The sequence below is a fragment of the Pseudomonas sp. PSE1(2024) genome, assembly GCF_050990555.1.
GTDB classification, from domain to species: Bacteria; Pseudomonadota; Gammaproteobacteria; order Pseudomonadales; family Pseudomonadaceae; genus Aquipseudomonas; species Aquipseudomonas aphyarum.
This window is the reverse complement of sequence record NZ_CP158967.1, coordinates 4,130,756-4,145,445: the sequence shown is the minus strand read 5'-3', so window position 1 is coordinate 4,145,445 and position 14,690 is coordinate 4,130,756. Positions and strand designations below refer to the sequence as shown.

14 protein-coding genes are annotated in these 14,690 nt (G+C 63.0%); 8 read left to right on the top strand and 6 right to left on the bottom strand.

Annotated elements, in window-relative coordinates; genetic code table 11:
* Nucleotides 1–179: 179 nt before the first annotated feature.
* Both phnX and ABTV87_RS18735 read right to left on the bottom strand, forming a co-directional pair.
* Nucleotides 180–1,007: a phosphonoacetaldehyde hydrolase gene (gene phnX, locus ABTV87_RS18740; RefSeq protein WP_433898110.1), complete on the bottom strand. Its 828-nt coding sequence runs from the start codon at nt 1,005–1,007 to the stop codon at nt 180–182.
* A 145-nt stretch (nt 1,008–1,152) separates the two neighbouring features.
* Nucleotides 1,153–2,262: a 2-aminoethylphosphonate--pyruvate transaminase gene (locus ABTV87_RS18735; RefSeq protein WP_433898109.1), complete on the bottom strand. Its 1,110-nt coding sequence runs from the start codon at nt 2,260–2,262 to the stop codon at nt 1,153–1,155.
* A gap of 113 nt (nt 2,263–2,375) precedes the next feature.
* Between ABTV87_RS18735 and ABTV87_RS18730 the strand changes: the two genes are divergently transcribed.
* A complete protein-coding gene (locus ABTV87_RS18730) occupies nt 2,376–3,236 on the top strand; it encodes a LysR substrate-binding domain-containing protein (protein WP_433898108.1) in 861 nt (286 codons plus the stop codon).
* 121 nt (nt 3,237–3,357) lie between these two features.
* Here ABTV87_RS18730 and ABTV87_RS18725 read toward each other — a convergent pair whose 3' ends face one another.
* Entirely contained in the window at nt 3,358–4,230 is an 873-nt protein-coding gene (locus ABTV87_RS18725; RefSeq protein WP_085608338.1) for a LysR family transcriptional regulator, read from the bottom strand.
* 290 nt (nt 4,231–4,520) lie between these two features.
* Here ABTV87_RS18725 and ABTV87_RS18720 point away from each other — a divergent pair, with 290 nt between their 5' ends.
* Nucleotides 4,521–5,846 (top strand): MFS transporter, encoded by a 1,326-nt coding sequence (locus ABTV87_RS18720; protein ID WP_007951542.1) that lies wholly within the window; start codon nt 4,521–4,523, stop codon nt 5,844–5,846.
* 73 nt (nt 5,847–5,919) lie between these two features.
* Entirely contained in the window at nt 5,920–7,311 is a 1,392-nt protein-coding gene (locus ABTV87_RS18715) for an FAD-dependent oxidoreductase (protein ID WP_433898107.1), read from the top strand.
* 3 nt (nt 7,312–7,314) lie between these two features.
* Here ABTV87_RS18715 and ABTV87_RS18710 read toward each other — a convergent pair whose 3' ends face one another.
* Nucleotides 7,315–8,721, bottom strand: coding sequence for a type VI secretion system Vgr family protein (locus ABTV87_RS18710; protein ID WP_433898106.1), 1,407 nt, complete (start codon nt 8,719–8,721; stop codon nt 7,315–7,317).
* Between the two features lie 220 nt (nt 8,722–8,941).
* On the opposite strand from ABTV87_RS18710, the gene ABTV87_RS18705 reads away from it, so the two are divergent.
* Entirely contained in the window at nt 8,942–9,646 is a 705-nt protein-coding gene (locus ABTV87_RS18705) for a YebC/PmpR family DNA-binding transcriptional regulator (protein WP_007951538.1), read from the top strand.
* Between the two features lie 39 nt (nt 9,647–9,685).
* Here the strand turns inward: ABTV87_RS18705 and ABTV87_RS18700 are convergent, their stop codons facing one another.
* Nucleotides 9,686–10,999: a leucine-rich repeat-containing protein kinase family protein gene (locus tag ABTV87_RS18700; RefSeq protein WP_433898105.1), complete on the bottom strand. Its 1,314-nt coding sequence runs from the start codon at nt 10,997–10,999 to the stop codon at nt 9,686–9,688.
* 61 nt (nt 11,000–11,060) lie between these two features.
* Nucleotides 11,061–12,194, bottom strand: a complete 1,134-nt coding sequence (gene zapE / locus ABTV87_RS18695) for a cell division protein ZapE (RefSeq protein WP_433898104.1) — start codon at nt 12,192–12,194, stop codon at nt 11,061–11,063.
* Between the two features lie 287 nt (nt 12,195–12,481).
* Here zapE and ABTV87_RS18690 point away from each other — a divergent pair, with 287 nt between their 5' ends.
* The 4 genes from ABTV87_RS18690 (at nt 12,482) to ABTV87_RS18675 (ending at nt 14,688) form a co-directional block, all read left to right on the top strand.
* Nucleotides 12,482–12,991 (top strand): Csu type fimbrial protein, encoded by a 510-nt coding sequence (locus tag ABTV87_RS18690; RefSeq protein WP_258713620.1) that lies wholly within the window; start codon nt 12,482–12,484, stop codon nt 12,989–12,991.
* Nucleotides 12,992–13,092: 101 nt separating this feature from the next.
* Nucleotides 13,093–13,626, top strand: coding sequence for a Csu type fimbrial protein (locus tag ABTV87_RS18685; protein WP_258712016.1), 534 nt, complete (start codon nt 13,093–13,095; stop codon nt 13,624–13,626).
* Nucleotides 13,627–13,646: 20 nt separating this feature from the next.
* Nucleotides 13,647–14,183, top strand: a complete 537-nt coding sequence (locus tag ABTV87_RS18680; protein ID WP_007951533.1) for a Csu type fimbrial protein — start codon at nt 13,647–13,649, stop codon at nt 14,181–14,183.
* Between the two features lie 4 nt (nt 14,184–14,187).
* Nucleotides 14,188–14,688, top strand: coding sequence for a Csu type fimbrial protein (locus ABTV87_RS18675; RefSeq protein WP_433898103.1), 501 nt, complete (start codon nt 14,188–14,190; stop codon nt 14,686–14,688).
* Nucleotides 14,689–14,690: the final 2 nt, after the last annotated feature.

Below are 14,690 nucleotides of genomic sequence, written 5' to 3'. Positions count from 1 at the left end.
TCAGGGCTCAAGCGTGCCGTTCTGCGACGGCATGCCTTAACTGTAATCCCCTTTGGCGCGTTTGCCCGAGGCTAAAAAAGCTTTCACTGAGCTGAGTCAGCGATTTAGCTGAAAACACTCATGAAAAAACGCCAGTGTCGGGCAGACACTGGCGTTTTTGTTTGCCGCGATGGATGCAATCAGCTGCTTTGCGGCATCTCGCCGTTGGCCAGGCGCTTGTTGATGTCGGCGATCACTTCCGGCAGGTCGCTGATGGTGTCGATCATGTAGTGCGGGCGTGAGCCTTCGAACAGCGCGTGAATGCGCTTGCGTTCGCTGGCCAGCGCGTCGCTGCCCAGTGCGCGATAGCCTTCGTAATCCAGGCCCAGCGCGTTGCCGGAGCAGATCAGCGCCACGGTCCACATGCCGGCACGACGACCTTCGAGAATCCCTGGCACGGTGTCGTCGATTTTCACGCAGGCGGCGACATCGTCGATGCCCAGCGCAATCACGTTGGCCAAGGCCTGGGCCGGCCATGGGCGGCCGTTGGGCACTTCGTCGGTGGCGACGACGTGGTCGGCGATGTAGCCGTTGGTGGCGGCCAGTGCCACGACCTTGTCCATCACTTGCTTCGGATAACCCGAGCAGGAACCGATCTTGATGCCTTGCTGACGCAGGTTGGCGATGGTCTCCAGCGCGCCGGGAATCAGCGCCGAGTGCTCGGCGATTTTCTCGATCTGCAGCGGCATGAAACGGTTGTAGATCGCGGTCACGTCATCGTCGGTCGGGGTGCGGCCGAACGCCTTGCGATAGCGCTCGGCAACCTGCGGCTGATCGCACAGGGTGCGGATGTGATCCCACTTGCCCATGCCCATCGGGCCACGGGCTTCTTCGATGGAAACCTGGACGTCGAACTCGGCGAAGGCTTCAACGAAGATCTGGGTCGGTGCGAAAGAACCGAAGTCGACCACGGTGCCGGCCCAGTCGAGGATGGCGGCTTGCAGCTGGATTGGGTTGTTGTAGTTCATCGCAAAGATTCCTGTGATAACACGCAATTCGAAAGTTTGGTGATCTTGTGGGAGCGAGCTTGCTCGCGAAGGCGTCGTGCCAGTTGGCATCTAGGTTGAATGTGTGACCGCATTCGCGAGCAAGCTCGCTCCCACAGTGGGTGGCTTAAATATCGAGCACTTCCATCTCGCGCAGCACTTCACCCACCGCCGCGACGGCTTCGCGCATTTGCGCCGGGGTGACGTGGCCGATGCAGCCGACGCGGAAGGTTTCGACCTGGGTCAGCTTGCCGGGGTAGAGGATGTAACCCTTGGCCTTGACCCGTTCGTAGAAGTCCTTGAACTGGTAGCGCGGATCTTTCGGTGCGTGGAAGGTCGCGATGATCGGCGCCTGAATCGCGGCGGGCAGGAAACTGCGCAAACCGAGCTTGCCCATCTCTTCCATCAACGCCTGGCAGTTGGCGGCGTAACGCGCATGCCGCGCCGGCAGGCCGCCTTCTTCGTTGTATTGCAGCAGGGCTTCGTGCAGCGCGGCGACCACGTGGGTCGGCGGGGTGAAGCGCCATTGGCCGGTCTTCTGCATGTAGCTGTGCTGGTCGAACAGGTCCATCGCCAGCGAATGCGAATTGCCGGCGGCTGCGGCCAAAGATTCCTTGCGGGCAAACACGAAGCCCATGCCCGGCACGCCTTCCAGGCATTTGCCAGAGGCGGCAATCAGCGCGTCGAACGGGACTTTTTGCGCATCCACCGGCAAGGCGCCGAAGGAACTCATGGCATCGATGATCAGGCGTTTGCCATGTTGCTCGACGACCTGGGCGATCTCCGGCAGCGGGTTGAGGATGCCGGTGCTGGTTTCGCAGTGGATCAGCGCGACGTGGGTAATGTCGCTGTCGGCACGCAGCAGGCGGTCGACGTCGGCGGCGGTGGTCGGTTCGTCTTCAGCGGTTTCAAAGGTGCTGAACGAGCGGCCCAGCACTTCGCAGATTTTCGCCAGACGCTTGCCGTAGGCGCCGTTGATCAGCACCAGCACCTTGCCGTCACGAGGGACGAGGGTGCCGATCGCGGCTTCGACGGCGAACGTGCCGCTGCCCTGCAAAGGTACGCAGTGATGGCTGTCGGCGCCGTTGAGGATCGCCAGCAGTTGTTCGCACAGGCTGGCGGTCAGTTGGTTGAAGCGGTCATCCCATGAACCCCAGTCGACCATCATCGCCTGGCGGGTGCGGGCCGAGGTGGTCAACGGGCCGGGAGTGAGCAGGATGGGTGCGGCAGTACTCATTCGTGTGTCCTCGCGATAGCGCTGTGGGATGAAGCTACGGGGCATACGTTGCAATTCGGCGGATCATCAATCAAATTGTTTGTTGTTATGCCAGCCATCAGTGAGGGTTATCCATGAACCTGTTCCAGCTCCGCGCCTTCGACGCCGTGGCCCGGGAAGGCAGCTTCACCCGTGCCGCCGCGCGGTTGTTCATCAGCCAGCCGGCGGTCACCGGGCACATCAAGGCGCTGGAGGAGCATTACCAGATCACCCTGTTGCGACGGACGGCGCGCCGGGTCGAGCTGACGGAAGAGGGCATCAAACTGGCGGCGATCACCCGGGCGATGTTCGGTATGGCGGAAGAGGCGCAGGCGTTGCTCGAAGCCAATCGGCAGTTGCTGACCGGACGACTTGAGGTGGCGGCGGATGGCCCGCACATGGTCATGCCGATGCTTGCCAGCCTGCGGGCGCGGTATCCGGGGATCACGGTGAATCTGCGATTGGGCAATGCTCAGGAAACGTTGGCGGCGTTGTTGTCCGAGCACGCTGATGTGGCGGTGCTGACCGAAGTCGAACCGCGAAAGGGCCTGCATCTGCAAGCGCTGAGCGAATCGCGGATCTGCGCGCTGGTGCCGGAGGGGCATCCGTGGGCGACACGTTCCGGCGAGGTCAGGCTCAAGGAGCTGGATCAGGTGATCATGGTGTTGCGCGAGCCGAGTTCGATTACCCGGCGCACGTTTGATCAGGCCTGTGCGCAAGCCTCGGTCAGTCCACGGGTGTTGCTGGAACTGGACAGTCGCGAGGCGGTGACGGAAGCGGTGGCGGCTGAACTGGGGGTTGGGGTGGTGTCGTCGGTGGAGGTCAGCCACGATCCTCGTGTCGTCGCGATTCCCATTGCGGGAGAGGGGCTGGTCAATCGGCACATGATCGGCTGCGTGGAGCGGCGGCGGGAGTTGCGGTTGATTCATGCGTTTTTCGGTTTGGCTCCCAACTGATAACCGCCAGATCGTTCCCACGCTCTGCGTGGGAATGCAGCCCGGGACGCTCCGCGTCCCATTCGAGAGCTGGAACGCGGAGCGTCCCTTGAGGCATTCCCACGCGGAGCGTGGGAACGATCTACGAGAGGCTTTCGCGCACCATCTCGAGAAACGTCGCCACCACCCGCCGCGAACTCTGCTCGCGCAAGCACACCAGTGTCTCGGTCAACCGCCGGGTGCAATCGGTGATCGGCAGCGCGCAGACCCGTGAGTCCGCACCAAACTCCGCCGCCGACACCACACCCACGCCAATCCCCACCACCACCGCCTCCCGCGCCGCTTCCCGGCCTTCGACCTGGATCGCCGGGCGGATGCGGAAACCCGCGCGGGCCATTTCTTCTTCCAGGGTCTGGCGGGTCACCGAGCCGTGTTCGCGCAGCACCAGCGGCGTGTCGTCCAGATCCTCCAGGCAGATCGATTCACGCTCGGCCCACGGATGATGGCGCGAGACGAACGCCACCATCGGATCGTTACGCAGTGGCACGCACAACAAACGTTCATCGCTCACATCACGCCCGAGCAGCGCCAGATCAGCCTGATAGTTGAACAGTCGAAACAGCGATTCATCGGTGTTACCGGTCTCGATCTTCACGCTGATCCCCGGATAGCGCTCACAAAACCGGGCGATCTGCGGCAGCACATGCACCGGGGCATCCACCGCCAGAATCAGGCTGCCGGTCTGCAAGGCCTGGGATTCCTGCAACAACTCCTGGGCTTCGGCCTCGACCACAAACAGACGCTGGGTGATTGCCAGCAAGCGTTCGCCGAGATCCGTCAGGCGCACTGAGCGCTTGTTGCGGTGGAACAGCAACACACCGAAGCGTTCTTCAAGCTTGCGCACCTGGTCGGAAATCGCCGGTTGCGTCAGATAAAGCCGCTCGGCGGCCTTGGTGAAGCTTCCGTGCACGGCCACGGCGTGAAAGGCTTTGAGCTGGGCGTGGGAAACCGACATGGCTGATTCCTCGTTTACAGGTGCAGTTCAGTAACAAGCTGAGCTTATGTGTGAAATACGATAAATCGATTTTATTTATTAAACAGTAATTGCTTTGATCGGCTCACGCCAACGCTGACTGCCCGGTCGGGCAGCGACGCTGACCATGAGCCTGTGCGTGCAACACCAGGACTCATCTGACCGGTATCGCCGAAGGGACGGGGTGATATCGCAGTGCTCAACAATAAAAAAACACAGGCGTTTACTCATCGATTCTGCCGGCACACTCACACCCTGAGGTCAGAACCACAATGAACAAGCACATCGGCACCATTGCGCGTTGGCGCATGCAGATCTTCGCTGTCACCTGGCTCGCTTACGCCGCGTTCTATTTCACCCGCAAAGCCTTTTCGGTGGCCAAACTGGGCATCGCCGAAGACCCAAGCTTCACCCTCGACAAAATGGCCATGGCCAACCTCGACGCGATTTACCTGGCGGCCTACGCCATCGGCCAGTTCACCTGGGGCATGCTCGCCGACCGCTTCGGCCCACGTGTCGTGGTGCTTGGCGGTTTACTGATTTCCGCCGCCGCAGCGTTGGTGATGGGCAGTTTTGCAACCTTGCCGATCTTCGCTACCTGCATGCTGATTCAGGGGCTGGCGCAGTCCACGGGATGGTCGGGGCTGTGCAAGAACCTCGGCAGTTTCTTCCCCTCCGAACAGCGCGGGCGAGTGCTCGGGTTGTGGAGTTCCTGTTATGCATTCGGCGGTCTGGTGGCGTCGCCGTTCGCCGGCTGGTGGGCTTACACGCTGATCGGTTCGTGGCACGCGGCGTTCATTTCCAGCGCGGCGGTGGTCGCGGTGGTGGCGGTTTTGTTCTTCATCTTCCAGCGCGACAAGCCGGAAGACGTTGGCCTGCCCGCCGTGGAGCCGGAGCCGGTCATCAGCGCCGAAGAGGCCGAAGCCAACAGCAAACTCAGCGTCTGGGAGCCACTCAAGGAAATCCTTCGCAACCGTACGGTGTTGGTGTTGGGTCTCGCGTATTTCCTGCTGAAACCGGCGCGTTACGCGATTCTGCTGTGGGGCCCGGTGATCGTGTTCGAACAGATGCCCTCGGTCGGCAAGGTCGGCGCGGCGATCATTCCCACCGCGTTTGAACTGGCCGGGCTGCTGGGCCCGATCATGATTGGCCTGGCCTCGGACAAACTGTTCGGCGCCCGACGCATGCCAGCCTGTGTGTTGAGCCTGCTGGCGCTGACCGTGACCCTTGCGCTGTTCATGGGCGCCCTGCACACCGGCAGCGTGATGCTGGTGGTCGCACTGTTGTTCGTGATGGGCCTGACCCTGTACGGCCCGGACTCGATGATCAGCGGCGCGGCTGCGATCGATTTCGGCAAGGCCAAGGCTGGCGCCACGGCGGCGGGATTCGTCAATGGCTGCGGCTCGGTCGGTGCGGTGCTCGGTGGTTTGCTGCCGGGTTACTTCGACTCGGTGACGGTGTTCATCGTGTTCGCCGGTTGTGCGCTGTTCTCGGCGCTGGTGCTGATTCCGCACTGGAACAGCCGCCCGGTCGGCGTCATGGAGCCACGTGCCTACGTGCCCAATCGTGCCCTGACCATCAAACCCCTGCGTAACTGAATAAACCCTGCCTCGCGGCCTGCTGCGGCACTCGCGGCAGGCTGTGCCGTGGCCGACTGACTGGAGAAACTTCATGAGACCGTTTTGGCTGGAGCAGGCTTTGCAGCTCGACACGTCCGAACCTTGCCCGCCGCTGCAAGGCGATGTGCGCACCGACGTGTGCATCGTCGGCGGCGGTTACACCGGGTTGTGGACGGCGATCATGCTCAAGCAGCAGAACCCCGAAATCGATGTGTTGCTGATCGAAGCCGACATCTGCGGCGCCGGCGCCAGTGGGCGCAATGGCGGCTGTGCGCTGTCGTGGTCGGCGAAGTATTTCACCCTCGAGCGGCTGTTCGGCGTCGAAGAGGCGGTGCGACTGGTCAAGGAATCGGAGCGCAGCATCCACGCCATCGGCGAGTTCTGCGAGCAGTACGGCGTGGATGCCGATTACCGACTCGATGGCACGCTTTACACCGCCACCAACCGCGCGCAATGCGGCTCGACCGATGCGGTGATTGCGGCGCTCGAGCGCAATGGCATCAACTCGTTTACCCAACGGCCGGTCGCCGATGTACAGCGCATGGCCGGTTCGGAAAAACATCTGGAAGGCTGGTTCTCGCCGGCCGCCGCCAGTGTGCAGCCGGGCAAACTGGTGCGCGGGTTGCGCCGGGTGGCGTTGCAACTGGGCGTGCGGATTCATGAAGGCACGGCGATGACCGGGTTGGAAGAGGGCCGTCCGGTGCGCCTTCACACGGCGAACGGCTGCGTGACCGCCGACCGCGTGGTGCTGGCGATGAACGCGTGGATGGCCCGTGCTTTCCCGCAGTTCGAGCGCAGCGTGGCGATCGTTTCCAGCGACATGCTGATCACCGAACCGCGTCCGGATCTGTTGCAGGAAATCGGTTTGACCAGCGGCGTCACCGTGCTCGACTCGCGCATTTTCGTGCACTACTACCACAACACCCCGGACGGCCGGATCATGCTCGGCAAGGGCGGCAATACCTTCGCTTACGGCGGGCGGATGCTGCCGGTGTTCGACCAGCCCTCGCCCTATACCGGATTGCTCAAGCGCAGCCTCGACGACTTCTTCCCGGCGTTCGCCGATGTGAAGGTCGACGCAACCTGGAACGGTCCGTCGGATCGCTCGGTCACCGGCCTGCCGTTCTTCGGCCAAATGAGTGCCGGCGGTAACGTTTTCTACGGCTTCGGTTATTCCGGCAGTGGCGTCGGGCCGTGCCACATGGGCGGGCAGATTCTCGCTTCGCTGGTGCAGGGCCTCGACAACCTGTGGACGCGTTCGCCACTGGTCAACGGGCCGCTGGGTTACTTTCCGCCGGAGCCGATCCGCTATCTCGGCTCGCTGATGGTGCGCAACGCCATTCGCCGCAAGGAGCGCGCCGAGGATCACGGTCGGCGGCCCCGGCACCTCGATGTGCGTCTGGCGAAATTCGCGGCAGCGGCGGGCAAGGCCGACAAAGGTTGATCGTCAGCGCGGTGGGGCGGAACGGTTGAGCAGCCAGTCGAGCAAGAGGTCGTCGTCGGGCTCGGTTTCTTTTGGCTGTGCCGGTCGGGGACGGCAGGCGTCGAGGCAGAGGATCGGCCGGTCGGGATCGCTGTCGAGAAAACTCACCCAGACCTCGCTGCCGGCGCAGGGCAGATTTTCCCGAGGCAGGCCGCCGCCGACGTGGGGCATGACCACCGGCAACCACAGCCCTTCACTTGCGTCGGCACGAGTCTGATCGGGCCATAACCGGACGGCGATCCGCCCCTGATCGTCCACCTGCGCCGGTTGCCCCGGCGCGCCGAGCACTTGCGCCGGCTGATACCCTGGGATGCCCGGACGCGGTTGTTTCGGCGGCGGGCGAAACGGGGTCGACCAGGGCAACGCCGTGAAGTCGTTGTGATAGCGGCGAATCGTCGGCACTGGATCGAGAATCGAAGGTTGCTGGCCTTGATGACGCAGGTCGGTGATCAGCCACTGCTCGTTGAACGCGTTTACCGGGTGCTCCATGACTTGCAACAGACGCCCGCTGAGCAGTCGCGGACAATCGCTGCGGCCCTGAATCGAGCGCGACCGGCAGCGTTGGCGTTCCAGCAGGCGACGACTGCGCTGGGCCGCGTGACGTTGCGCAGTCGGCAAAAAAACCGGTGGGGCGACGGCACTGCCCAGCGTGTGATTGGCGGCCTGCTGGCCCGTAATCGATTGCCCTCGCTCACGCACGCCGGCAGGAATCTGAGGCAGCACCGCCTCATGGCGCTGGAACAGGCTGCTGAGGCCGGTTGCCGGCGCATCGATCTGCGTGTTGAAAGCAATCGCCGTCGGTTGCTGCGGCAGGCTCAGGCTGTCATCGGCGAACACCACCACATGGCCGTCCGGCGTATGTTCGAAGTGATAGTGGATGCCTTCCTCTTCGCAAAGCCGTTGCAAAAAGGCCAGGTCGGTTTCTTCGTACTGAATGCAGAACGGGCGCGGCGGGTAGTGGCCGACGGTCATATCGATCCGGTAGCTGTGTGGAAGCAGGTGATGTTCACTGAGCAGTTGCTCAAGGATGGCCGGCACGTTCAGTTGCGTGAAGACCCGGCGTACGGGATGTTGCTCCAGCGCTTGCAGGTGCGGCATCAGCACCAGTTGGTAGGCGATACGGTGCGTCGCGCGGTGTTCGCAACTGGCGCTTTGAATGATGCCGTGAATCCCGTGGTCGTCATCCAGGTGCAGAAACGCCGCTTGATGCAGCAGCGTGCCGGGTGACCAGGCGGGTGCCAGGCCCATGACTTCGATTTCGAACCGAAAGGGCTGATTCAGCGCTTCGTGGCCACTGAAGCGCAGGACCGGCAGGCTGATTCCGCCCTCGGCCAGGGTCAGCGAAAACGGACTTTCCTTGTCATTGAGCATTCGGGCGGGCTCTGTTCAGGCAATACGGGCCACAGAGGGTACGAAAACGCGACGTCGAATGGACGTGGCAAACCGGTTTTTCAGAATCGCCCTACAAGGCGCGTAGAAGATGTCGATGCGCATCGGAATTTTTGGTCGATTGCCGACTTTAGGCCGTATAAACTTGGCGCCATGCGTCGGCCAATAGATGTCTCGGCGCCACAGATCAAGAGAGTGAGTAATGGGCGCACAGTGGAAGGTTAAACACAAAGAAGCGGCAGCCAACGCCAAGGGCAAGATCTTCGGCAAACTGGTGAAGGAAATCACCATTGCTGCGCGTAACGGTGCCGATACCGCCACCAACGCACACCTGCGTCTGGTGGTCGAACAGGCCAAGAAAGCCTCAATGCCCAAGGAAACCCTGGACCGTGCCATCAAGAAGGGTGCTGGCCTGCTGGGCGAAACCGTTCAGTACCATCGCGTAACCTACGAAGGCTTCGCGCCGCATCAGGTGCCGCTGATCGTCGAGTGCGTCACTGACAACATCAACCGCACCGTGGCGGAAATCCGCGTGGCGTTCCGCAAGGGCCAACTGGGTGCATCCGGTTCCGTTGCCTGGGACTTCAACCATGTCGGCATGATCGAAGCGTCGCCGGACACCCCGGACGCCGATCCGGAAATGGCCGCGATCGAAGCCGGTGCCCAGGATTTCGAGCCGGGCGAAGAGGGCGCGACCCTGTTCCTGACCGACCCGACTGACCTGGACTCGGTGCAGAAAGCCCTGCCGGAGCAAGGCTTCACCGTGCTGTCGGCCAAACTGGGCTACCAGCCGAAGAACCCGGTCAGCGGCCTGAGCGACGAGCAGATGGCTGAAGTCGAGGCGTTCCTCGAAGGCCTGGACAACCATGACGACGTGCAGGACATGTTCGTCGGTCTGGCCGGCTGACACACCAGAAAATCGCAGCCCTCGGGCTGCGATTTTTTTTCAGGCGTGTTGCAACGTCTGGCTGATCTCACCAAACCCCGGCCGCGCCAGCACATCCGGCTGACAGCAGCGCTGCTCCAGGGTTTCCAGCACCTGACGCTGTTCATCGCTCAACCCCGAGTCGATGCGCGCCAGCAGTTCCCCCAGCAAAATCCCGAACGCACGCACTTCGAGGCGTTGCAGCGCGCGGGTTTCAGGCGTATCCGCCATGGCATGGAACGACGCCGCACCAAAATCCCCCAGCAGACAATCGCCCTGATCGTTCAACAGAATGTTGTGTCCGTAGAGATCGCCATGGGTGATGCCATGACGGTGCAGATGCCCGGCGACCGAGGCGATGCCCCGGGCAATGCGCAGGGCAACGTCGGCACTGAAGCGGCAATCGTCGGCATACACATCCCGTGAACAGGACGCCAGGCTCGGCAGCCCGGCCAGGTTGCGGTAACTCGGATCGATCAACTGCATCACCAGGCCTTGCTGGTCATTCGGATGCTGGTCGATGCGGCCTTCGACACGGATCAGGTTCGGATGCAGACCGGCGGTGATGCACGCGTTCATTTCATGCAGCGGCGAGCCGTCGCTGGTCATCTCGCCCTTGTACAACTTGACTGCCACGGGCGTGGCGGGCTGATTCGCGGGTTGCCACTGCGCCCGATAAATGACCCCGGAGGCGCCTTCGCCCAGCCGTTGCTCCAGCTGCAGCGCCGACCAGTCGATCAGGGGCGCTTTGTCGAGGGCGGCAGCATCGGCTTCGGTTTCCAGCGGATTGCCGGCGTAGGCCAGCCAGGTCAGGCTCGGCAGGGTCAGCAACCATTGTGGTAATTCGGTCAACTGGTTGGCGGCGATGCGGATCAGCTCCAGCCGATGGCACTGGCTCAGTGACGGCGGCAGGGCGCGCAGGCGATTGCCGGCAAGCATGAGTTTTTGCAGCAGCGGACGTTCGCCCAGTTCGGTGGGCAGGGTTTCGATGGCGTTGTCGGTCAGGATCAGCCAGCGCAGATTTGGCGGCAGCGCCGCGCCGGGCACCTGAGTGATGCGGTTGGCCTTGAAACCGATCATCGTCAGGGCCTGGCATTGGCCCAGGCACGCCGGCAATTGGGTGAACTGATTGTCGGAGCAGAACAGCACGCGCAGGCGCGTCAGACGATGCAGGTCATCCGGCAGGCTGCTCAGGGTGTTGCCGCTGAGGTTGAGCACTTCCAGCGTGTCGGCCAGGTTGAAAATCTCCGGCGGAAATTCGCTCAAGCCTTCGGCCAGATCCAGCCGGGTGATGCCCGACAGTTCGCCGGCGCGCAGTTGTGCAAGGGTGTGCATGAAAAGGATCGCTATCGAGAAGGCGCAGCGCGCCGGAAATGGGCCGCATGATAACGGCAAATCAGCCCGGTTCGTGCACTTCGCGCAATTGCCCGAGCCGGCTGCGGGTGCGGGCCAGATCGATCGCCTGGCCGCCGAGGCTTTCGTGCAACGGGAGTTGGCCGAGCAGGGTCAGGTGTTTGTCCTGATCGTAGAGCACGTCGATCAGGTTGATGAACCGCTGCTGGGCAGCGATCGAACATTCGCCCAGTTCCGGCAGTTCGTCGATGATCCAGTGGTCGAAGCGCCGGCACAGTTCCAGATAATCCATCACCGCCGTGGGCTGTTCGCAGAGGTCGCTGAAGGTGAAACCGACGCGCCGGTCCTCGCACAGCCGCGCCTGCAAATGCCGGCTGCCGACTTGCAAAGGCAACGGCGAGGCATCGAGGGGCGGCAGGTTCAAGGCCAGGCGCTGCGCCGGGCTGGCCGGCCAGACGTAATGGCCCTGGGTGAACACCTGATGCGCATGCCGGCGCGCCTGGCTGCGGTAATCGTGCGGGCCGCCGACTTCCATGACCTGCATGCGCGCATTGATCAGGTCGATCACCGGTTTGAAGCGCGCGTGGTACAGCGGGTTGGGCAGCAAGCCTTCGGGCGGGTAGTTGGAGGTCACCAGCAACAGGATCCCGCGCTTGAACAGCGCCTTGAACAGGCGGGTGATGAGCATCGCATCGCCGATGTCATGCACATGAAATTCATCGAAACACAGCACCCGACAGTCCGTCAGCAACGCGTCGAGGGTGACGGCGAGGGCATCGTCGCGGTCGCGGTGCTCGAATATGCCTTGATGCAACTGGGCGAAGAACCCGTGGAAATGCAGACGGCGCTTTTGCTGGATCGGCAGCGCCTGGAAAAATCCATCCAGCAGCCAGCTCTTTCCGCGCCCGACCGCTCCGTGCAGATACAGGCTGGGCGGAGTCTGCGCAGGGGTGCCGAACAACAGGCCGGCCTGATGGGCCATGCAATCGATGACCCGCTGCTGGCTGTGGCTGAGGGTGTAGCCCTGGCCGTGGGCCTTTTGCCGGAAATAGTCACGCACCGATTGCGCGCTGGCGGCGCACTGGCCCGCGTTTGTAACGGAGCGTTTGCCGAAGAAATGGCGCAAGGCTGACCAGCGCTGGGTCAGACGCGAACGGTCGGGCGGTCGGGCGGGCACAGCAATCACTCCGTCATCATCGGGCCGGCTCCCCCCGAGCGCGGCGGGGTAGTTTAACCAGACGGGTAGTTTTGCTTCCACTGCGCTTTATCGTTTTTCCGGAGAGCAATCTGCGGCGTGTACAGGATTTTTCAACACTTTAAATCGACGTGTTGCCAACCTTTCGAAACAAATCCCGGCGAGTGACTGGATCCAATCGACTGGCGCAATCGGCGTCCGTTGCTAACCTGAAACACTGTAACGACAGAGACGCTGTCGCCATCAAGGAACGGGCGGTGAATGCAGGGATGGTCTGGGCATTGCTGGGCGGGCTCGCGGTACCGGTCCACGCCGCCGACCTTCAGGTCGAGGTGCGGGTCGATGTGCAGCGCGGTTGCCAGTTGATCGGCCAGCAACGCGAGGCCGGTATCGAACAACTGGGCGTGCTCGACTTCGGCACCACGGCGCGGCTCGGCGACCGGGACGGGCCACTCGGTGCGGCGCTCACGAATTCGCGCCTGCCGCGTCTGGAATGCAACCCGGACACCCCGTACCAGTTGCGCGTCGATGGCGGCCTGCACGGTGGCCTCGGCGAGGTGCGCTACATGGCGGGGGAGGCCGGCAGCAAGCCGATTCCTTATCGCCTGTATCAGGACGCCGCGCGACGGGTGCCGCTGGTGGTGGATGTGCCGGTCAGCGGCCGGGTGCCGGACAGCGGCACAGTGGACTTGCCGTTATACGGGCGGATCGAGCGGATGGCCGAAGTGCCACGGGTCAGCCGGTATTCGGATCTGGTGAAGGTGACGGTCACCTGGTGATCGCGGAGTTTTTTCAGCCATTCGGTGGAGCCGGGTGGCGCAGGGAAGGGCGTTCAATGACGAGCGCAGTGGTCGAGTGATCCTGAAGGAGTAGGGGCTCAATGATGGGCAGACACGGGCGGATAATCGCCACAGCCACATTGCTGTTGTTCACCGAGGTCGCGTCGGCGGCGGTCAGTGGGCAGATCCTTGCGCGGCTGACGCTGATCGCCGGCTGCGAGGTGACCAACGCCACCAGTCCCGCCAGCCCGGTGGACGGGCTGGGCTCTCTCGATTTCGGCCAGCAGGGCCCGACCTGGAACGCACCGATCAAGGCCAGCCTCAGCGAAGCGGGCAGTGGCCAGCTGAATGTCGCCTGCAACCCTTCGGTCACCGGGTTCACCGTGACCATCGACGGCGGCACTCATGGCGATGGCACGACACGCCGGCTGAGCAACGGTCGCCAGACACTCCCTTATCAGCTGTTTCTCGATGCCTCCGGCAGCCAGAGCTACAGCATCGGTCAACAACACAATTTCGCTGTCACCAGCGGCGCACAGATACCCATCCCGGTATTTGGCTCGGTGGTGGCGAACACCCGTGCGGTACCGGCTGGTGTCTATACCGACACCCTGACGGTGACGCTCGACTGGTAACCCCGTAGAGGACGGACACCATGCGTACGATTGCATCAAGGATAGGTTTGTCGTTGCTCGGCCTGACGCTCGCTTCCAGCGTCAATGCCGCCACCACCGTCACCGGCCAGATCACCTCCAGCCTGATCCTGATCAGCAGTTGCCAGGTCAACGGTTCCGGCGGTTCTACCGGGTTGAACTTCGGTGCGTTGAACTTCGGCACCGCCAACAGCCTGTTCACTACGGCCACCGGGCAAGTGCTGGGCGGCGGGGGCGGGGCGCTGTCGATCCTGTGCTCGGCCGGCACCACGCCGACGGTCAAGGTCCGGGCCGGCGCCCATGACGGGCTCTCGCCGGGCGGTACTCGCGCGCTCTACGACGGCGTTGCCAACTACGTGCCGTATGACCTGTACACCGACGCCGGGCACTCGCAATTGCTGGCCATCGACGGGGTGATCAACCTCGCCGCCAGCACCGGTGTGGCGCAGACCGTGAACATCTACGGTCAGGCGGTGGGCAAGGCCGGGCTGCCGGCGGGCACCTACACTGACACGATTTCCGTTGAACTGACGTTCTAGTGCCATGGGCCGGCATGGCTGTGCGGTGCTGCTCCTGCTGTGTGCGGGCAGTTTGCCGCTGCCGTTGGCGGCGGTCACCAGTCAGAGTTTTCAGGTCAGTGCCACGGTGACGCCGGGTTGTCTGGTGGTGGGGGGCGTATCGAACTATGGCGGGCTGAATTTCGGTTCGCGGTCGGCGCTGGCCACCGGCACGGTCCAGGTCGCGTTGACCGGTGGCGTCACGCTGCAATGCACGCCGGGGGTGGCGCTGAACATGACGGTCGATGGCGGCCAGTACAACAGCGGCGGGCGACGCATGCAGATCAGCGGAGGCAGCGCGAAGGTGGCGTACACGCTGTTTCGCGATGCGGCATACAGCCAGAGTCTGGGCATCGGCCAGAGTGTGGCGGTGGCCTACAGCGATGCGAACAACATCAGTCTGCCGATCTACGGTCAGGTGCAATTGCCGGGCAATCAGCCCGGGGGGACATACAGCGATGTGTTGCAGGTGCAACTTTCGTGGTGATG